The organism is Bradyrhizobium sp. AUGA SZCCT0222, from assembly GCF_018130205.1.
GTDB lineage: Bacteria > Pseudomonadota > Alphaproteobacteria > Rhizobiales > Xanthobacteraceae > Bradyrhizobium.
Window position 1 is genome coordinate 134,431 of the sequence record NZ_JAFCLX010000005.1, and the last position, 16,461, is coordinate 150,891.

Annotated in this window: 14 protein-coding genes and 1 tRNA gene; 3 read left to right on the plus strand and 12 right to left on the minus strand. The window is 62.9% G+C overall.

Going from position 1 to position 16,461, the window contains the following annotated elements:
• Positions 1 to 80: 80 nt before the first annotated feature.
• Genes JQ629_RS06050 through JQ629_RS06060 form a run of 3 tightly spaced genes read right to left on the minus strand, consistent with a single transcriptional unit; the run spans position 81 to position 4,299 of the window.
• On the minus strand, positions 81 to 1,211 hold the full coding sequence (locus tag JQ629_RS06050) for an FAD-dependent monooxygenase (protein ID WP_212411840.1): 1,131 nt from the start codon (positions 1,209 to 1,211) through the stop codon (positions 81 to 83).
• 15 nt (positions 1,212 to 1,226) lie between these two features.
• Complete coding sequence (locus JQ629_RS06055) at positions 1,227 to 3,173, minus strand: molybdopterin biosynthesis protein (RefSeq protein ID WP_212411842.1); 1,947 nt, start codon at positions 3,171 to 3,173, stop codon at positions 1,227 to 1,229.
• Between the two features lie 13 nt (positions 3,174 to 3,186).
• On the minus strand, positions 3,187 to 4,299 hold the full coding sequence (locus JQ629_RS06060) for a molybdopterin-binding protein (protein ID WP_212411845.1): 1,113 nt from the start codon (positions 4,297 to 4,299) through the stop codon (positions 3,187 to 3,189).
• A gap of 205 nt (positions 4,300 to 4,504) precedes the next feature.
• Between JQ629_RS06060 and JQ629_RS06065 the strand changes: the two genes are divergently transcribed.
• Positions 4,505 to 5,716, plus strand: a complete 1,212-nt coding sequence (locus JQ629_RS06065) for an ABC transporter substrate-binding protein (RefSeq protein ID WP_212411847.1) — start codon at positions 4,505 to 4,507, stop codon at positions 5,714 to 5,716.
• Positions 5,717 to 5,865: 149 nt separating this feature from the next.
• Here JQ629_RS06065 and JQ629_RS06070 read toward each other — a convergent pair whose 3' ends face one another.
• Positions 5,866 to 6,831, minus strand: a complete 966-nt coding sequence (locus JQ629_RS06070; protein ID WP_212411849.1) for a TAXI family TRAP transporter solute-binding subunit — start codon at positions 6,829 to 6,831, stop codon at positions 5,866 to 5,868.
• Positions 6,832 to 6,956: 125 nt separating this feature from the next.
• Here JQ629_RS06070 and JQ629_RS06075 point away from each other — a divergent pair, with 125 nt between their 5' ends.
• Both JQ629_RS06075 and JQ629_RS06080 read left to right on the plus strand, forming a co-directional pair.
• A complete protein-coding gene (locus JQ629_RS06075; RefSeq protein ID WP_502752443.1) occupies positions 6,957 to 7,949 on the plus strand; it encodes a Bug family tripartite tricarboxylate transporter substrate binding protein in 993 nt (330 codons plus the stop codon).
• 103 nt (positions 7,950 to 8,052) lie between these two features.
• Positions 8,053 to 8,128: transfer RNA gene (locus JQ629_RS06080), tRNA-Ile, on the plus strand.
• Positions 8,129 to 8,378: 250 nt separating this feature from the next.
• Here the strand turns inward: JQ629_RS06080 and JQ629_RS06085 are convergent.
• From JQ629_RS06085 to urtA, 8 genes are all read right to left on the minus strand, one after another.
• On the minus strand, positions 8,379 to 9,419 hold the full coding sequence (locus JQ629_RS06085; RefSeq protein WP_212411853.1) for an aliphatic amidase: 1,041 nt from the start codon (positions 9,417 to 9,419) through the stop codon (positions 8,379 to 8,381).
• 144 nt (positions 9,420 to 9,563) lie between these two features.
• A complete protein-coding gene (locus JQ629_RS06090) occupies positions 9,564 to 9,905 on the minus strand; it encodes an FmdB family zinc ribbon protein (RefSeq protein WP_212266070.1) in 342 nt (113 codons plus the stop codon).
• Positions 9,906 to 9,994: 89 nt separating this feature from the next.
• Positions 9,995 to 11,224 (minus strand): formamidase, encoded by a 1,230-nt coding sequence (fmdA, locus tag JQ629_RS06095; protein WP_212266069.1) that lies wholly within the window; start codon positions 11,222 to 11,224, stop codon positions 9,995 to 9,997.
• Between the two features lie 92 nt (positions 11,225 to 11,316).
• On the minus strand, positions 11,317 to 12,006 hold the full coding sequence (gene urtE / locus JQ629_RS06100; protein ID WP_212411855.1) for an urea ABC transporter ATP-binding subunit UrtE: 690 nt from the start codon (positions 12,004 to 12,006) through the stop codon (positions 11,317 to 11,319).
• A gap of 68 nt (positions 12,007 to 12,074) precedes the next feature.
• Positions 12,075 to 12,830, minus strand: a complete 756-nt coding sequence (urtD, locus tag JQ629_RS06105; RefSeq protein WP_212411856.1) for an urea ABC transporter ATP-binding protein UrtD — start codon at positions 12,828 to 12,830, stop codon at positions 12,075 to 12,077.
• A 68-nt stretch (positions 12,831 to 12,898) separates the two neighbouring features.
• A complete protein-coding gene (gene urtC, locus JQ629_RS06110; protein WP_212411857.1) occupies positions 12,899 to 14,044 on the minus strand; it encodes an urea ABC transporter permease subunit UrtC in 1,146 nt (381 codons plus the stop codon).
• Between the two features lie 19 nt (positions 14,045 to 14,063).
• Positions 14,064 to 14,990, minus strand: coding sequence for an urea ABC transporter permease subunit UrtB (gene urtB / locus JQ629_RS06115; protein ID WP_212411858.1), 927 nt, complete (start codon positions 14,988 to 14,990; stop codon positions 14,064 to 14,066).
• 159 nt (positions 14,991 to 15,149) lie between these two features.
• Entirely contained in the window at positions 15,150 to 16,409 is a 1,260-nt protein-coding gene (gene urtA, locus JQ629_RS06120; protein WP_212411859.1) for an urea ABC transporter substrate-binding protein, read from the minus strand.
• Positions 16,410 to 16,461: the final 52 nt, after the last annotated feature.

Consider the following 16,461-nt stretch of genomic DNA (forward strand, 5'->3'; position numbering starts at 1 on the left):
ACCGCCATTCATCAGCCGAGCCGCGGCGTATGGGTCCCGGCCTTCGCCGGGACGACAATGGGGCGCGGCCCTGTATGACTTCACGCCGCCAGCGGCACGGTCCAGGCATCGTAGCCATAGACCCAATCGGTATCGGTCTTTCCGCTGAGCCAGGTATTGGTGCGCGAGGTCTGCTGGATCCGCGCGGTTCGCTCCTTGCGGGTTGCCTCAAACCTTCGAAACGCATTCGGAACGCCATCCCGCTCGACGCCGTCGAGGCAGCGCGACAGCACGGCGGCGTCCTCTATCGCCATCGCCGCGCCCTGCGCCATGTAGGGCGTCATCGGATGGCAGGCGTCGCCGAGTAGCGTCAGGTTGCCCTCGCCCCAGCGTTCCAGCGCATTGCGGTCGACGATCGCCCATTTGTGCACGTCCGGGCACGCGGCCAACACCTGCTCGACCTGGCGATCGAAGCCCGCAAAAGCCTTGCGCAATTCCCTAACGTCGCCCTTGGCCGACCACGACTCGATCCGGAACTCCGGTTCCGGCTGGCTGGTGACGAGATAGATTTCGCTGCGGTCCGGCTTGACGTAGTAGATGACGATGTGCCGGTCCTCGCCCCACCATTTGGTGCAGTCGTCGATTTTTTCGCCGCCGAGCAACGCAGCCGGATAAGTGGTTCGGTAAGCGATGCGCCCGGTAAAGTGCACCGGCGAAGTATCGAACAGGATGTCTCGGACGACGGAGTGGATGCCATCGGCGCCGATGACGGCGTCGGCGATCGCGGTTTCACCATTCGCGAAAGAGAGTCGGACGCCGTCGCTGGTCTCGTCCAGCCCGACCAGCTTATGGCCGAGCTCGACGCATTCATCGGGAACGGCACCGGCCAGCGCCGCATGCAAATCGCCGCGATGCGCCAGCAGATAGGGCGCGCCAAACTTCTGTTCGGCGCTCTCGCCAAAAATCATGTCGAACTTGACTTCGCCGGTGCGCCAGTCGCGGTTGTTCCAGGAGCGTGGATAGAACGACTGACTGCGCAGTCGTTCCTCGAGCCCCAGCCCGCGCAGCACCTTCATGGCGTTGCAGCCGATCTGGATGCCGGCGCCCAATCGCGCGAATTGCGAGGCCTGCTCATAGACGGTGACGTCGATGCCGACCCGGCGCAGCGCCGCTGATGACGCGAGGCCGCCCATGCCAGCGCCGATGATCGCAATCGAAAGACGCCGCGTCATCGCCTCCCCGCCATTTCAGGCCGGTCGAAATCCGGCGCTTTCCAGCGCCGCGCGGCCCTCATCCGACGCCAGCGCGTCGAGAAAAGCTTGTACCGCCGCCCGCTGCTTGCGCGCCGTCACCAGCGCGAAATCATAATGCTCTTCGGCAAAGGGAATGAAACCCAGGTCGGATGCATGGGCCACCGGCGCGATGGTCATGCCCCAGTCGGCGCGATGCTGCGCCACGGCGGCGGCGACCGCGTTGTGCGAGCGCGGCTGATTCCAGTAACCGTCGGGCCTGGCACCCGCCAGCAGCCGGTCGATCAGGATGCGCGTGCCGGCGCCCTGGTTGCGGTTGACCATGATGCAGGCGGGATCGGCGAGCGCCGCACGCACCGCGGCCTCGGCGCCCAGGCCCTCGAAGCGCGTATCCCCCTTGCGGAACACGATGCCCTGCATCCGCCGCCAGCCCGGCACCAGTTCAAGTCCGTCGGTGAGATAGGGCGTGTTGTAGGTCTCGGTCTTGTCGTCGAACAGATGGATCGGCGCGAAATCGCATTCGCCGCGCTTGGCTGCCGCGAGGCCACCGAGGCTGCCGACCGCGATCGATCGCACCGAAAGCCCGTTGCGCGCCAGCGGCGCGGTGACGAGATCGAGCCCGGTGCAGTGGCTGCCGACGATCACGAGATCAGGCACCCGCACATGCGGCGTGAACAGCGTCACTTCGGCATCAGTGCCTGCCGGCATCTGGTCGGCCAGCGCATCGATGCGCAGAAAACCATCGGCCTGCGCGAATGAGGTGATCGCGCCCGAGCCCTTGCCCGTGGGATAGGCGATCAGACCGTCCGTTCCCTCGACCAGCGAGACCATGACGAATTCGGTGCGCCCGAGTTCGGAGGCGATCCGCACCGGAATCCTGGCGCTGACCTTGGCGTCCAAACGCGGCGGCAGGCCCGCCATGCGCCGCAGCACCGGCACGATCATGTCGTGGAAGGTGAACATCGCCGAGGTCGGGAATCCCGGCAGGATCACCACCGGCTTGCCGTCGCAAACCGCGAGGCAGAGCGGCTTGCCCGGCTTCAGCGCGACGCCATGCGCAATAATACCGGGCTTGCCGAGCCGCGCGATGATGCGGTGGGTCACATCTCCAGCGCCCTTCGAGGTGCCGCCCGAGAGCACAAGCATGTCGCTGATTTGCAGCGCACTGCGCATCGCCGATTCAAGCTGCGCCTCGTCGTCGGGAATGGCGCCCAGAAATATCGCCTCGCCGCCATTCTCCGATATCGCCGCGGTGACGATCGCGCCATTGGTATCGTAGATCGCGGCCGGGCGCAGCGGCGAACCCGGCTGCACCAGTTCATCGCCGGTCGAGATAATGGCGACGCGCAGCGGGCGCGCGACGGCGATTTGCGCGATACCGCAGGCCGCCAGCATCCCGATCTCGCGCGAGCCAATCATAGTGCCGGCGCGCAGCAGCGCCTCGCCGCGCGCGATGTCGGAGCCGGCATAGGACACGAACTGACCGGGCGAAGCGGCGCGGCGAATTTCGATCGCGCGGGTTCCCGCCGGCTGAGTGTGCTCGACCATTACGATGGCGTCGGCGCCGCGTGGCACCGGACCGCCGGTCGCAATCGACGTGGCGGTGCCCGACAGCACCGGCCGCGTCGGCGCAGTGCCGCAGGCGATCACCTCGTCGTTCAGCATCATCCGCACCGGCGTTGCTTCACCTGATGAAGCGAGATCGGCGGAACGCACCGCAAAACCATCGACGTTGGAACGATCGAACGGCGGCACATCGATCGGTGCCACGATATCTTCGGCCAACGCGCAGCCGAGTGCATCCGCGAGCGCCCACCGCTCGCTGGGCACCGCGCGCGGAAACAGCGCGGCTTCAAACCGCGCCAGCGCTTCCTCGCGCGACAGGATGATCAAGAACTGGTCCTGATCGACAGGTTCACGGTCTTTCGGCGAGGGCGTGGTCATGCCGGCATCCATATCATTCCCGCAGCATATAGCCATCGACGCTGCTGCCTGCAGCAAATCCTTCCGCGCCGCCCGGTACGGTTAACCAGGCCTCGGCGCGGGCGATCGCATCGAGCGACAGGTCCCCGACCGCCAGCGTCACCCAGGCTCCCGCTTTTCGCTCCAGCAGCACGACTTCCGCAATGCCAACCCCGGAGGCGATCTTGCGCGCCAGCGGCAGATTGAGCGTCTTGCGCGGCCGCCGCCCCGACAGCCGGTCGAGTGCGGGCAACGCCAGCGTCCACCACGCCGCGAACGCCTGATCGGGCGCACCCGGCAGCACGACCACGGGCGTGTTACCGATGCGGCCGACCGCCGAGGTGCGGCCGGGCTGCACGGCGATGCCATGGGCAATGACTTCGCCGCATCGGGCCAATGCCGTCACCGTCGCGTCGGTGCGGCCGACGCCGCTGCCGCCGACAATCAACAGCAGGTCGCATGCGCCGACGTCGATCGCCGCGACAATCGATGCGGCATCGCGGCCAACAGCGGTAACGGACACCACATCGGCGCCGGCGGTGCGCGCGCTCTCCGCGATCAAATCCGACGTCACCGAGCCGCCGGGAATATTGACGAGGCGCAGGCGAGGCTGGCGCACCTTCAGCCGCTCTATTCCCGCCGCCCGCGCGATCATGAGGTCACGTGCCAGCACGCGCCGCCCGGCCTCGACCACACTGCTGCCTGCGGCAATGTCACCACCGGCCCGGCGCACGCCCTGCCCCGGGATCGCTTCCGCCAGCACCTGCGGCATCGGGCCTGATAGCTCGACGGAATCGGCATCGAGCACGCAGTCGCAGCCGTCGGGCATCGTATCACCCACTTCGACCCAGACCGGCAACGCCGCCAATGGCAATGGCGAATAGGACGACGCGCCGACGAGATCGCGGGCGCGCAACGCAAAGCCGTCGCTGGCGGCAATGTCGTGCGGCGGCAACGCGCCCGACGGCGGCATGTCGGCGGCAATACAACGCAGCGCCTCCGCTAGCGGCAGTTCCGCAGGCGTTACCGGCTCGACGCCGTGCAACAGGGCGGTGAGCGCCACATCGAGCGGCGTAAGCGAAGTCGGCAGGCGCTGGTTCGGGGTCATGGCCCGCTATGCCCTGAATCGGCCCGAAAATAAACAGAACCCGATACCGCTGGCGGTCGGCCCCTCCTTTCGACCAAGTTGACGCCGGCTCAAATTAGTTGCAATCGGGACCAATTAGCTTTAGTTGCAGATGGGACTAATTGGCGGAAAGCAACCGCCTGAAGACACACACGGCCAACGTGCCTGTTCACAGGGAGAAGAGGGGATGTTCGTCAAAAACCTATCCATGCTGGGCGCGCTTGCCGCTGCGATGCTGGTATCATCAGCGGCGCTCGCACAAGTGTCCGATGAGATCGTCAAGATCGGCGTTCTCACCGATATGAACGGCCCGGCGGCGACGCCGACCGGTCAGGGCTCGGTCACGGCCGCGCAGATGGCGATCGACGATTTCGGCGGCAAGGTGCTGGGCAAGCCGATCAGCCTGATCGTCGGCGACCATCAACTGAAGCCGGATATCGGCGGCGGCATCGCACGGCGATGGTACGATGTCGACCAGGTCGACCTGATCGTCGACGTGCCGGTCTCGGCGGTCGGGCTGGCGGTGCAGAACGTCGCCAACGAGAAGAAGAAGCTGTTCATCACGCATTCGACCCTGGCCGCGGATTTCCACGGCAAATTCTGCTCTCCTTACGCGATGCAGTGGGTGATCGACACCCGCTCGCTCGCGGCCGGCACCGCGCAGGCGGTGGTGAAGCGCGGCGGCGATAGCTGGTTCTTCATCACCGACGATTATGCATTCGGCCACGCGCTCGAACGCGACGCCGCTGCGGTGGTCACCGCCAATGGCGGCAAGGTGCTGGGTTCGGTGAAGCCGCCGCTCGCTACTTCAGACCTGTCGTCCTTCGTGCTGCAGGCGCAGGCATCCAAGGCCAAGATCATCGGCATCGCCGCCGGCCCGCCGAACAACATGAACGAGATCAAGACCGCCTCGGAGTTTGGCGTCTTAAAGGGTGGCCAGCAGATGGCAGCGTTGCTGGCGCTGATCACCGACATTCATTCGCTCGGATTGCCGGCGGCGCAGGGCCTGCTGCTGACGACCTCGTTCTACTGGGACATGGACGACAAGACCCGCGAATGGTCGAAGCGCTATTTCGCCAAGATGAACCGGATGCCGACGATGTGGCAGGCCGGCGTCTATTCCTCGGTGATGTATTATCTCAACGCCATCAAGGAGTCGGGTACCGACGAGCCGCTGAAAGTGGCGGCAAAGATGCGCGAAAAGCCGATCGAGGACTTTTTCTCGCGCAACGGCAAGCTGCGCGAGGACAATCTGATGGTGCATGACCTCTGGCTGGTCGAGGTCAAGAAGCCGGAAGAATCAAAATATCCGTGGGACTATTACAAGATCCTGGCCAAGATCCCCGGCGACGAGGCGTTCGGGCCTATTGATCCGGCATGTGCGATGGCGAAGAAGTAGCCAGCCCTCAGTGGTCGTCCCGGCGAAGGCCGGGACCCATAATCCCGGTCATCTGTTGTTGGAAAAAAGCCGTCGACTATTCCGCCCAACAACAACCGCCGCGGCGTATGGGTCCCGGATCGCGCTTCGCTTGTCCGGGACGACAGCAACTACTTCACCACCCCAACTTCGCGGAAATATTTCAGCACGCCCGGATGGATCAGCTGCACATTAGGCGCAGCCGCGGCCGTGTTCACCGCCGTTGTCTCGCAGGCCTGCGGCAGTTTCTTGCACAGCGCCCCCTCCGCGCCGTGCAGCGTCTTCGCCAGCCGATAGGCCACGTCATCCGGCAGGCTTTCGCGCGCGAGGACAAAACTCCATGAGCCGATCGAATCGATCGCCGCCGGCTGGTTCGGATAGCTGTTGGCGGGCACCGTCAGCGGCTTGAGGAAGGTATGCTTGGCGCGGACCTTGGCGATCTCGCCGGCGTCGGGCGCGATGAAGCGGGCGCCGCCGGGGCTTTCCGCCATGCTCTTGAAGCCGGGCCAGCCGATGCCCGCGCCCCACAGCGCCGCGGCACGGCCGTCCTGCACCATGGCCGGTCCGTCGCCGGCGCGGTCGAGATAGATCGACTTGAAATCCTCGTCCTGCTTCAGCCCGATGCCGTCGAGCATGTAGCGCGACAGGATCGGCAGACCCGAGCCTTTGGCGCCGAACGCCACCGGCTGGCCGACGAGATCGCGAATGGTCTTGTAGGGGCTGTCGGCGCGCACCACGAACATGCCCGGGCTGGAATACATCGCGGTCAGGATCTTCAGCCTGGTCGGCGCCCGCCCGATGCCCATGAAGGCTTCGTAGGAGGGCTCCCCGGCCACCAGCGCGATATCGAGCCCGTCCGTCTCGAGCAGCGGAATGTTCTCGCTGCTGCCCTTGGTGTTGCGCGGCTCGATCGACAGCGTCGGATCGGCTGCGTTCATGACTTCCGCGAAGGCGTTACCATAGACCGGGAAGCCGCCGCCCGGTGTCGCCGTTCCCAGGCTGATTGTTGTTTTTGTAATGGCCTTGCCTCCATCTTGCGCCGCAGCGCCACCCGCCAGCAGAACAACGCCGGCGCAGACAATATGAGCGAGTTTCATGTTTGGCCTCAAGCGTGTTTCCAGGAGCAGGTCTGCGCCCGGGAGAAATGACCAATCAAGGCGCCGTGGAGGTTGTAGGCAAGCGCGGGCTTTTATGAAAGCATGGCCGCAACGGTAACAAGAAAATGACGGGAAGCATAATGATCCGATTTTCGCGAAAAGCATTGCTTGGTCTGGTTTGCCTTTTCAGCTTTGCGGCCAACACCTCCCCTTCCGCCGCCGCCGATTACCCCACCCGTCCGGTGAAATGGGTGATCGGCTTTGCCGCCGGAGGCCCGGTCGATATCGTCGCGCGTATCATGAGCCAGTGGCTGTCGGACCATTTCAACCAGCAATTCGTGGTCGAAAACCGCACCGGATCCGGTGGCAATATCGCCGCGGCTGCGGCGATCAGCTCGCCGCCGGACGGCTACACGCTGCTGTTCGTCGCGCCCAACAACGCGATCTCGACCTCGCTCTACAAGAAACTGCCGTTTGACTTCCTGCGCGATACCGCGCCGGTCGCCAGCATCATGCAACTCACCAATATGTTCGTGGTGTCGAACGCGACGCCGGCGAAAACCGTTCAGGAGTTCATCGACTACTGCAAGGCGAACCCCGGCAAGATCTCCTATGCGTCATCGGGCAATGGCACGTCGGTGCACATGTCGGCAGAACTGTTCAAGGCGATGACCAAATGCGACATGCTGCACGTGCCCTATCGCGGCTCGGCGCTGGCATTTCCGGACATCATTTCCGACAAGGTGCAGTTGATCTTCGACAATCTGCCGTCGGCGCTCGAACAGGTTCGGGGCGGCACCGTTCGCGCGCTCGGGGTCACCTCCCCGCAGCGTTGGCCGACGGTGCCGGACGTGCCCGCGATCGCCGAAACCGTGCCGGGCTTCGAGTCCGTCGGCTTTTACGGCATCTCGGTGCCGAAGGGCACGCCGCAGGAGGTCATCGATATCCTCAACAAGGCGGTCGGCGAAGCGCTGAAGGACCCCAAGCTGGTGGCGCGGCTCGCCGAGGTCGGCGGCATTCCGAAGCCGATGACACCAGCCGAATTCGGCAAGCTCGTCGCCGGCGAGACCGAGAAATGGCGAAAAGTCGTGGAATTTGCCGGCGTTTCGGTGGATTAACCCCGGCATTGCGGGATTGTAATCACCGCATTGCGGGATTGAGATCATCACTGTAAACGATGCCCGCACCGTTGCCGGCCGCCTCAAATCGGCCGTCGCGGCGGGGCCTGTAGCTCAATGGTTAGAGCCGGCCGCTCATAACGGTCTGGTTGCAGGTTCGAGTCCTGCCGGGCCCACCACGCTTCGCCCTTCGGGCTACGCGTGGCGCAGCCAAGCGGGGCCGAAGGGTGAAGCGTGGTGTCCGGCGTAGCTTGAGCGCAGCGAAAGCGAAGACGGACTGGAAAGCTCATCGGGGCGCAGGCGGGCTGCTCGGCCCACCCGCTACGGCTCGGCAAGCCATCCAACAAAATGTCGCACACCGCTATCCGTCATCGATCCCCGCCCAGGGCCGGGACCGCGTCGGCATCGTGCGCGCGCTGTTTCGGCTGTCTAGTAATTGGTCGCGGATTTCTCGTTCGGGATGCCGTCGATCGGGCATTCGTCGGTTCCCGGGGTGGAGCGGGTCATCGCCTCGACCATTTCGCGCGTGCCTTCGGGATCGGCGATCCACTTCGAATAGAAGTCGTAAGGACAGGTAGCAAGGCCCTTCGCGCCTTCGCCGGAATTGATCATGCCGGTGTAACCGCGATGGACCAGCTTGTAGAGATGGTTCTGCGACTGGTTGTTGCGGCGGGCATCGCGGATCAGGTTCTTCGACAGCGCTGCATACTGGATGCCGTATTCCTCTTCGCCGGTCTCGCCCAACGTGCGGCCGTCGAAGCCGATGATCGCGGAGTGACCGAAATAGGAATACACGCCGTCGAAGCCGGCGGCATTGGCGACCGCGACATAGACATTGTTGGCCCAGGCCATCGCCTTGGAGATCAACACCTGCTGCTCCTTGGCCGGATACATATAGCCCTGGCAGCGCACGATCAGCTCGGCGCCCTTCATGGCGCAATCGCGCCAGATTTCGGGAAAATTGCCGTCGTCGCAGATGATCAGGCTGACCTTCAGCCCTTTCGGACCGTCGGACACATAGGTGCAATTGCCGGGATACCAGCCTTCAATCGGCACCCAGGGCATGATCTTGCGGTATTTCTGGACGATCTCGCCCTTGTCGTTCATCAGGATCAGGGTGTTGTACGGCGCCTTGTGCGGATGCTCCTCATGACGCTCGCCGGTGAGCGAGAACACGCCCCACACTTTCGCCTTGCGGCAGGCTTCGGCGAAGATCGCGGTTTCCTCGCCGGGCACGACGGAGGCGGTCTCGTACATCTCCTTGGAGTCGTACATGATGCCGTGGGTGGAATATTCCGGGAAGATCACCAGATCCATGCCCGGCAGGCCGAGCTTCATGCCCAACACCATGTCGGCGATCTTGCGGGCGTTTTCGAGCACCTCCGCTTTGGTGTGCAGGCGCGGCATTTTGTAATTGACGACGGCGACGCCGACCGTGTCGTTGCTCGAGGAAATGTCACCGTGAAGCATGGCGTTCGCCTCTCCTATTCTGTTCAACTCTGCCGTCGAGGCATCAGAGCCTTTTCCGTTCCGATGGAATCGGAACGGGGCTCTATCTTTTGTTTTGACGCGTTTTCTTCACGCGAACCGGTATCCACTTCGCTTGAAAACGCTCTAGTGGCTGATCATCCACGGCCGCGCGGTCGGGAAACTCTTGGCGCCGCTTCTGGTCTGCTTCATCAGCCGCGCCGGCTTCTTGCTTGAACAGCAGCCGCAGCCCGGGGCATGCGAGGCCTTGTACTGGTCGAGGGTCTTTGGCGCGTTGGCGCTGCGTTCGTTGGTGGCATGGGCCTTGCGCTTGTCCGACGGCATGCAGAAGAACGCCGGCGCCGTGAGGATCACGCGCGGCGACTCGGTTTCGCATTGCGGGCAATCCTGCGGCGCATCGCATTCGGCCATCGGCCGCATGTCGGTGAACGGGCCGCAATCATTGCAGAGATATTCGTAGACCGGCATTGCACTATCCTTGCGCTGACTCGTCGAGGGGGCACGGCGGATGCGGGGCGGCCAATACGCCGCCGTCCCGCATCCTTCTCGCGCAGGGATTACTTGTCCTGTGACAGCGGCATCTGGATGTCGCCCTTGATGTGTTTGATCGGGCCCGCCGACGACGGCATGATGTCGAAGTCAAAAATCTCCGTCGGCAGCCACAGCGTGGCGCAGGCGTTCGGCACGTCGACCACGCCGGAGATGTGGCCCTGACACGGCGCCGTGCCCAGGATCGAATAGGCCTGCGCGCCGGAGTAGCCGAACTTCTTCAGGTACTCGATCGCGTTCAGGCAGGCCTGCCGGTAGGCGATGTGCACGTCGAGATAGTGCTGCTTGCCGGCTTCGTCGACCGAGATGCCTTCGAAGATCAGGTAATCCTTGTAGTTCGGCGTGATCGGCGACGGCTTGAACACGGGATTCTTGATGCCGTATTTGGCGACGCCGTCCTTGATCACATCGACCTTGATGTGCAGCCAGCCGGCCATCTCGATGGCGCCGCAGAAGGTGATCTCGCCGTCGCCCTGGCTGAAATGCAGATCGCCCATCGAGAGACCGCCGCCGGGCACATAGACCGGGAAGTAGATCTTCGAGCCGCGCGACAGGTCCTTGATGTCGCAATTGCCGCCATGTTCGCGCGGCGGCACGGTGCGGGCGCCCTCGGCGGCGATCTTGGCCTTGGCATCGCCCTTGGCCTGACCGGCATGCGTGGTAGGTGCGAATGGCGGGTTGGCCAATCCCGGTACGCGGGTCGGGTTGGTCGCGATCAGCTCGGCTTCACGCGCATTCCAGGTCGCCAGCATTTTCGGATCGGGCAGGCAGCCGATCAGGCCGGGATGAATGAGCCCGGCAAAGTTGACGCCGGGGATGTGGCGCGACGACGTATAGAGGCCCTTGATGTCCCAGATCGATTTCTGCGCCAGCGGGAAATGATCGGTCAGGAAGCCGCCGCCGTTCTTCTTGGAGAAGAAGCCGTTGAAACCCCACAGGCTCTCCTTCAGCGGGCCGACGTCGAGCAGATCGACCACCAGCAAATCGCCGGGCTCGGCGCCCTTGACGCCGATCGGGCCGGACAGGAAGTGCACGATCGACAGATCGATGTCGCGCACGTCGTCGGCGGAATCGTTGTTCTTGATGAAGCCGCCGGTCCAGTCGACGGTTTCGATGATGAAGTCGTCGCCCGGGCTGACCCATTCCACGATCGGGATCTCGGGGTGCCAGCGGTTGTGGATCTTGTCGTTTTCGTAGGCCGATTTCGTTAGATCGACCTTGATCAGTGTATCTGGCATTGCAGGCTCCCCTTTTTACAGACGTTGATACTGCTTCATTTTTTGAGCGTGATCTTTTCGGAAAACCGCTTCACACTTTTCCGGATCACGCTCTAGACGGACAGATATTTCGAGATCTGCGCGGCATCGACATCGTCGCGCGGATCGTCGCGGACGATCTCGCCGTTCTCGATGACAAGCACGCGGTCGGCGACATCGAGCGCGAAGCTCAGGACCTGTTCGGAGACGACGATCGACAGGCCGCGCTCGTCGCGAATGCGCTTCAAGGTGCGCGCCATGTCCTTGATGATCGACGGCTGGATGCCTTCGGTCGGCTCGTCCAGCAGCAGCACTTTCGGCTTGGTGGCGAGCGCGCGGGCAATCGCGAGCTGTTGCTGCTGCCCGCCGGAGAGATTGCCGCCGCGGCGGTTCTTCATTTCCAGCAATACCGGAAACAGCTCATAGATGCTGCCCGGAACATCCTTCTCGCCGGACACGACGAGGCCGGTCTCGATGTTCTCCTTCACCGTCATGGTGGAGAAGATCATGCGGCCCTGCGGTACGTAGGCAAGTCCCCTGGCGACGCGTTCATAGCTGTGCAGCTTGCTGAGCTCGGTGCCTTCCATGGTCACCGAACCGCTCTTGGCCGGCACGATACCCATCAGCGACTTCATCAGCGTGGTCTTGCCCATGCCGTTGCGGCCCATGATCGCGACGATCTCGTTGGGCGCGACCGATACGTTGAGGCCGTGCAGCACCTCGCTCTGGCCGTAGGCGACGTGAAGATCCGAGATAGCCAGCATCGACGTGCTCCTCATCTTTTACGCATCATCCTGTCCGGAAACCGGACGCCACTTCCCGGGATCATGCGCTAATGCCCTAAGTAAACTTCGATGACCTTCGGATCGTTCTGAACCTTTTCCATCGTGCCTTCCGACAGGATCTGGCCCTGGTGCAGCACCGTGACCTTGTGCGCGATGTCCTCGACGAATTTCATGTCGTGCTCGATCACCAGCACCGAGCGATCCTTGATGATGCGATTGAGCAATTCGGCAGTCTTGGCGCGCTCGCTGACGCTCATGCCGGCGACGGGTTCGTCGAGCATCAGCAGGTCGGGATCCTGGATCAGCAGCATGCCGATCTCGAGCCATTGCTTCTGGCCGTGGCTCAGCAGTTCGGCGCTCATATGCAGCCGGTCCTTCAGAAAGATCATCTCGGCGACTTCGTGGACGCGGTCGCGCACCACGGCGTCGCGCGTGAAGGTCAGCGAGCCGAACACGGTGCGGCCGCGCGGAAAGGAGATCTCGAGATTCTCGAACACGGTGAGGTCGTCATAAATCGACGGCGTCTGGAACTTGCGTCCCACCCCGGCCTGCACGATCTGGTTCTCCTTCAGTTTCGTCAGCTCCTTGCCGCGAAACTGGATCGAGCCTGAGGTGGCCTTGGTCTTGCCGCAGATCAGATCGAGCACAGTGGTCTTGCCGGCGCCGTTGGGGCCGATGATGACACGGATCTCGTTCTCCTCGACATAGAAGGAGAGATCGTTGACCGCCTTGAAGCCGTCAAAGGAAACCGTGAGCGCCTCGACCGCGAGCAGGAACTCCTTGGGCTGGTGACCGATGAGCATGACCTAACTCCTCATTCTGCCAGTGTGGCATCGGCAACCGTGGTGACCGATGAGCATGACCTAACTCCTCATTCTGCCGGGGCGCCGTCGGCGACCGAACTGTCGGTCCAGCCTGCCTCGGACTTCGGCTTGCGCGAGCTGAGCAGGCGGTCGATCCGCGGCTGAACGTGATCCTGCCAGATGCCGGCAAGGCCGTTGGGGAAGGCGAGCACGACGGCGATGAACAATCCGCCGAGCCCGAACAGCCACAATTCGGGAAAGGATTCCGACAGGCTGGTTTTCGCGAAATTGACCAGCAGCGTGCCGTATACCGCACCCAGGATCGAGAGCCGGCCGCCCACCGCCGTGTAGATCACCATCTCGATCGACGGCACGATGCCGACAAAGGACGGCGACATGAAACCGACATTGAGCGCGAACATGGCGCCGCCGATCGCGGCGAACACCGCGGCGACGCAGAAAGCGAAGATCTTGAAGTTGGCGACGCTGTAGCCGGAGAACCGGACGCGGTCCTCCTTGTCACGCATCGCGACCAGGATGCGTCCTAACTTCGAATGCCGGATGAACTGGGCGATGAAGATGCAGCCGAACAGGCAGGCGACCTCGAAGAAATACAGCACGACCTTGGCATGGTCCGGCCGGATGTCCCAGCCCTTGAGGGTACGCAGGTCGGTCATCCCGTTGATGCCGCCGGTGTAGCCCTGCTGCCCGACGATCAGGATGGTCAGGATCGCGGCGACGGCCTGGGTGATGATCGCAAAGTAAGTGCCGCCGACGCGGCGTTTGAACATCGCGGCACCGATGATCAGGGCAAACAGGCCAGGCACCACGATGATGGCGATGATGGTCAGGGTCAGGCTGTGAAACGGCTGCCAGAACATCGGCAGTGCCGTGATCTGATTCCAGTCCATGAAATCCGGAATGCCGGGCGTGGACTGGATCTTGGTGTTCTCGACGCTCGAGGCTTCCAGCTTGAGGAACATCGCCATGCAGTAGCCGCCGAGGCCGAAGAACACGCCCTGCCCGAGGCTCAAGATGCCGCCATAGCCCCAGCAGATCACCAGCCCGAGCGCCACAAAGGCATAGGTGAGGTATTTCGCGACCAGGTTCAGCCGAAAGACATCGAGACAGAGCGGCAGGATCACCACCAGGAAGATGGCGAGCACCAGGATCCCGATGAGCTCCGATCGGCTAGCAAAGCGCGAATTGGTCATGTCTTCAGCCCCCTATTGCTCACTTGCGAACCTTGAGGGCGAACAGACCCTGCGGCCGCAGCATCAGAATTCCGACGACGGCAAGCAGCGTGAGCACTTTGGCCATCGAGCCCGACATGAAGAACTCCAGCGTCGACTGGGTCTGCGAGATCGAGAACGCGGAGGCGATGGTGCCGAGCAGGCTGGCGGCGCCGCCGAACACGACGACCAGGAAGGTGTCGACGATGTAGAGCTGGCCCGAGGTCGGACCGGTCGAACCGATCATGGTGAAGGCGCTGCCGGCGATACCGGCGATGCCGCAGCCCAGCCCGAAGGTGTAGCGGTCGACCTTCTCGGTGTTGATGCCGACGGCGCCGGCCATGATCCGGTTCTGCACGACGGCACGGACCTGGCGTCCCCAGCGCGATTTGTACATGACATAGGCGACCACGATCGTGATCAGCACAGTCAGACACATCACAAAGACACCGTTGATCGGAACCTCGACACTGTCGGTGACCTTGAGCGAACCCAGCATCCACTGCGGCAGTTCGACGCCGACTTCACGGGCGCCGAACACCGAACGATAGGCCTGCTGCAGGATAAGACTCAAACCCCAGGTGGCGAGCAGCGTATCCAGCGGGCGCTTGTAGAGATGGCGGATCAGCACCCATTCGACCAGCATTCCCAGCGCACCCGATGCCAGAAACGCCAGCAGCATCGCGAGGAAGAAGTATCCCGAAAACAACGACGGCAGATGGGTCTGGAAATAATTCGACGTCAGCCAGGTGACGTAGGCCCCCAGGATCATGAACTCGCCATGGGCCATGTTGATGACGCCCATCTGGCCGAAGATGATCGCAAGACCCAGCGCCATCAGCACGTAGACGGAAAACAGGATCAGGCCGGCAAACCCCTGCATCACGAAGATGGAGCCGAGATCGCCAATCGAATAGTCGCCGAACATCTGACTTCTCCGCCGGAGGGAAAGTCCCGCGCCGCGAGCACGCTCGCGACGCGGGGGTGTTAAGCGTGGATTGACGGTCCACGCCAGGGAGCTTGCTTAAGGGGGAAAGCGCAGAAGGCCTGCGCGCTTATTGGTAGCCCTTGTTATTGGTAGCGCTTGTTATTGGTAGCCCTTGGGGAACGGATCCGGCTCGATCAGATCGGCGGTCTCGAAGATCAGCTCGAACTGGCCATCGAGCTTGGCGCGCCCGACCCGCGTCTTGGACCAGAGGTGATGGTTTTCATGAATGCGCACGTAACCTTCCGGCGCCCCCTTGAATTCCACGCCGGCGGAAGCCGCGGCGATCTTGTCGACGTCGAAGCTTCCGGCCTTCTCCGCCGTCAATTTCCACAGCCACGGGCCGAGATAAGCGGCCTGCGTCACGTCGCCGATCACGGTCTTCTCGCCCCACACCTTCTTGAAGGCCGGGACGAACGTCTTGTTGTTCGGATTGTCGAGTGACTGGAAATATTTCATGCAGGCATAGGCGCCCGCGATGTTCTCGCCACCGATGCCGTCGATTTCGTCTTCGGTCACCGAGATCGTGAGCAGCGCCTGCTTCGACAGGTCGATACCGGCCGCCTTGAGCTGCTTGTAGAACGCGACGTTCGAGCCGCCGACGACGTCGGTGAAGATCACGTCGGGCTTGGTCAGCTTGATCTTGTTGATCACCGAGTTGAACTGGGTGCTGCCGAGCGCGTAGTACTCCTCGCCCACGACCTTGCCCTTGAGCACGTTCTCGACGTGCTTGCGCGCGATCTTGTTCGAGGTACGCGGCCAGATGTAGTCGGAGCCGATGAAGAAGAAGGATTTCGCGCCCTTCTCCTTGGCGATCCAGTTCAGGCCGGCGAGAATCTGCTGGGTGGCTTCCTGGCCGGTATAGATGACGTTCTTGGACTGCTCGAGACCTTCATAGAAGGTCGGGTAGTAGAGCATGCCGTTGTATTGCTCCATGACCGGCAGCACCGCCTTGCGCGAGGCGGAGGTCCAGCAGCCCATGATGGCCGCGACCTTGTCGTTGACGAGAAGCTTTTTCGCCTTCTCGGCGAAAGTCGGCCAATCGCTGGCGCCGTCTTCCTGGATGAACTTGATCTTGCGGCCGAGGATGCCGCCCATGGCGTTGATCTGCTCGATCGCGAGCTTCTCGGCCTGGATCGAACCGGTTTCCGAAATCGCCATCGTGCCGGTGGCCGAATGCAGGATGCCGCAGGTCACTTCAGTATCGGTCACCGCAAGGCCGGTCGTATTGACCACGGAAGTCGCGGGACCGGCGCCGAAAGACGGGCGCGGCAGCATCGAAATGGCCGGCAGTGCCGCCATTCCCATCAGCAATTTACGGCGAAGCGGAGACTGCAACCCCCGTTTGATTTCGTCTGACATGAGCACCCCATTTTGGTTCGAGAACGCTTATTGGTCAGGCAAGGATTGCTCA

Bases quoted from the DNA above. Each gene is read 5' to 3' on its own strand.
- JQ629_RS06055 (WP_212411842.1), bottom strand. From the start codon at position 3,173: ATGACCACGCCCTCGCCGAAAGACCGTGAACCTGTCGATCAGGACCAG.
- JQ629_RS06090 (WP_212266070.1), bottom strand. From the start codon at position 9,905: ATGCCGGTCTACGAATATCTCTGCAATGATTGCGGCCCGTTCACCGAC.
- JQ629_RS06060 (WP_212411845.1), bottom strand. From the start codon at position 4,299: ATGACCCCGAACCAGCGCCTGCCGACTTCGCTTACGCCGCTCGATGTG.
- fmdA (WP_212266069.1), bottom strand. From the start codon at position 11,224: ATGCCAGATACACTGATCAAGGTCGATCTAACGAAATCGGCCTACGAA.
- JQ629_RS06065 (WP_212411847.1), top strand. From the start codon at position 4,505: ATGTTCGTCAAAAACCTATCCATGCTGGGCGCGCTTGCCGCTGCGATG.
- JQ629_RS06075 (WP_502752443.1), top strand. From the start codon at position 6,957: ATGACGGGAAGCATAATGATCCGATTTTCGCGAAAAGCATTGCTTGGT.
- urtD (WP_212411856.1), bottom strand. From the start codon at position 12,830: ATGCTCATCGGTCACCAGCCCAAGGAGTTCCTGCTCGCGGTCGAGGCG.
- JQ629_RS06050 (WP_212411840.1), bottom strand. From the start codon at position 1,211: ATGACGCGGCGTCTTTCGATTGCGATCATCGGCGCTGGCATGGGCGGC.
- JQ629_RS06070 (WP_212411849.1), bottom strand. From the start codon at position 6,831: ATGAAACTCGCTCATATTGTCTGCGCCGGCGTTGTTCTGCTGGCGGGT.
- urtE (WP_212411855.1), bottom strand. From the start codon at position 12,006: ATGCTGGCTATCTCGGATCTTCACGTCGCCTACGGCCAGAGCGAGGTG.
- urtA (WP_212411859.1), bottom strand. From the start codon at position 16,409: ATGTCAGACGAAATCAAACGGGGGTTGCAGTCTCCGCTTCGCCGTAAA.
- JQ629_RS06085 (WP_212411853.1), bottom strand. From the start codon at position 9,419: ATGCTTCACGGTGACATTTCCTCGAGCAACGACACGGTCGGCGTCGCC.
- urtB (WP_212411858.1), bottom strand. From the start codon at position 14,990: ATGTTCGGCGACTATTCGATTGGCGATCTCGGCTCCATCTTCGTGATG.
- urtC (WP_212411857.1), bottom strand. From the start codon at position 14,044: ATGACCAATTCGCGCTTTGCTAGCCGATCGGAGCTCATCGGGATCCTG.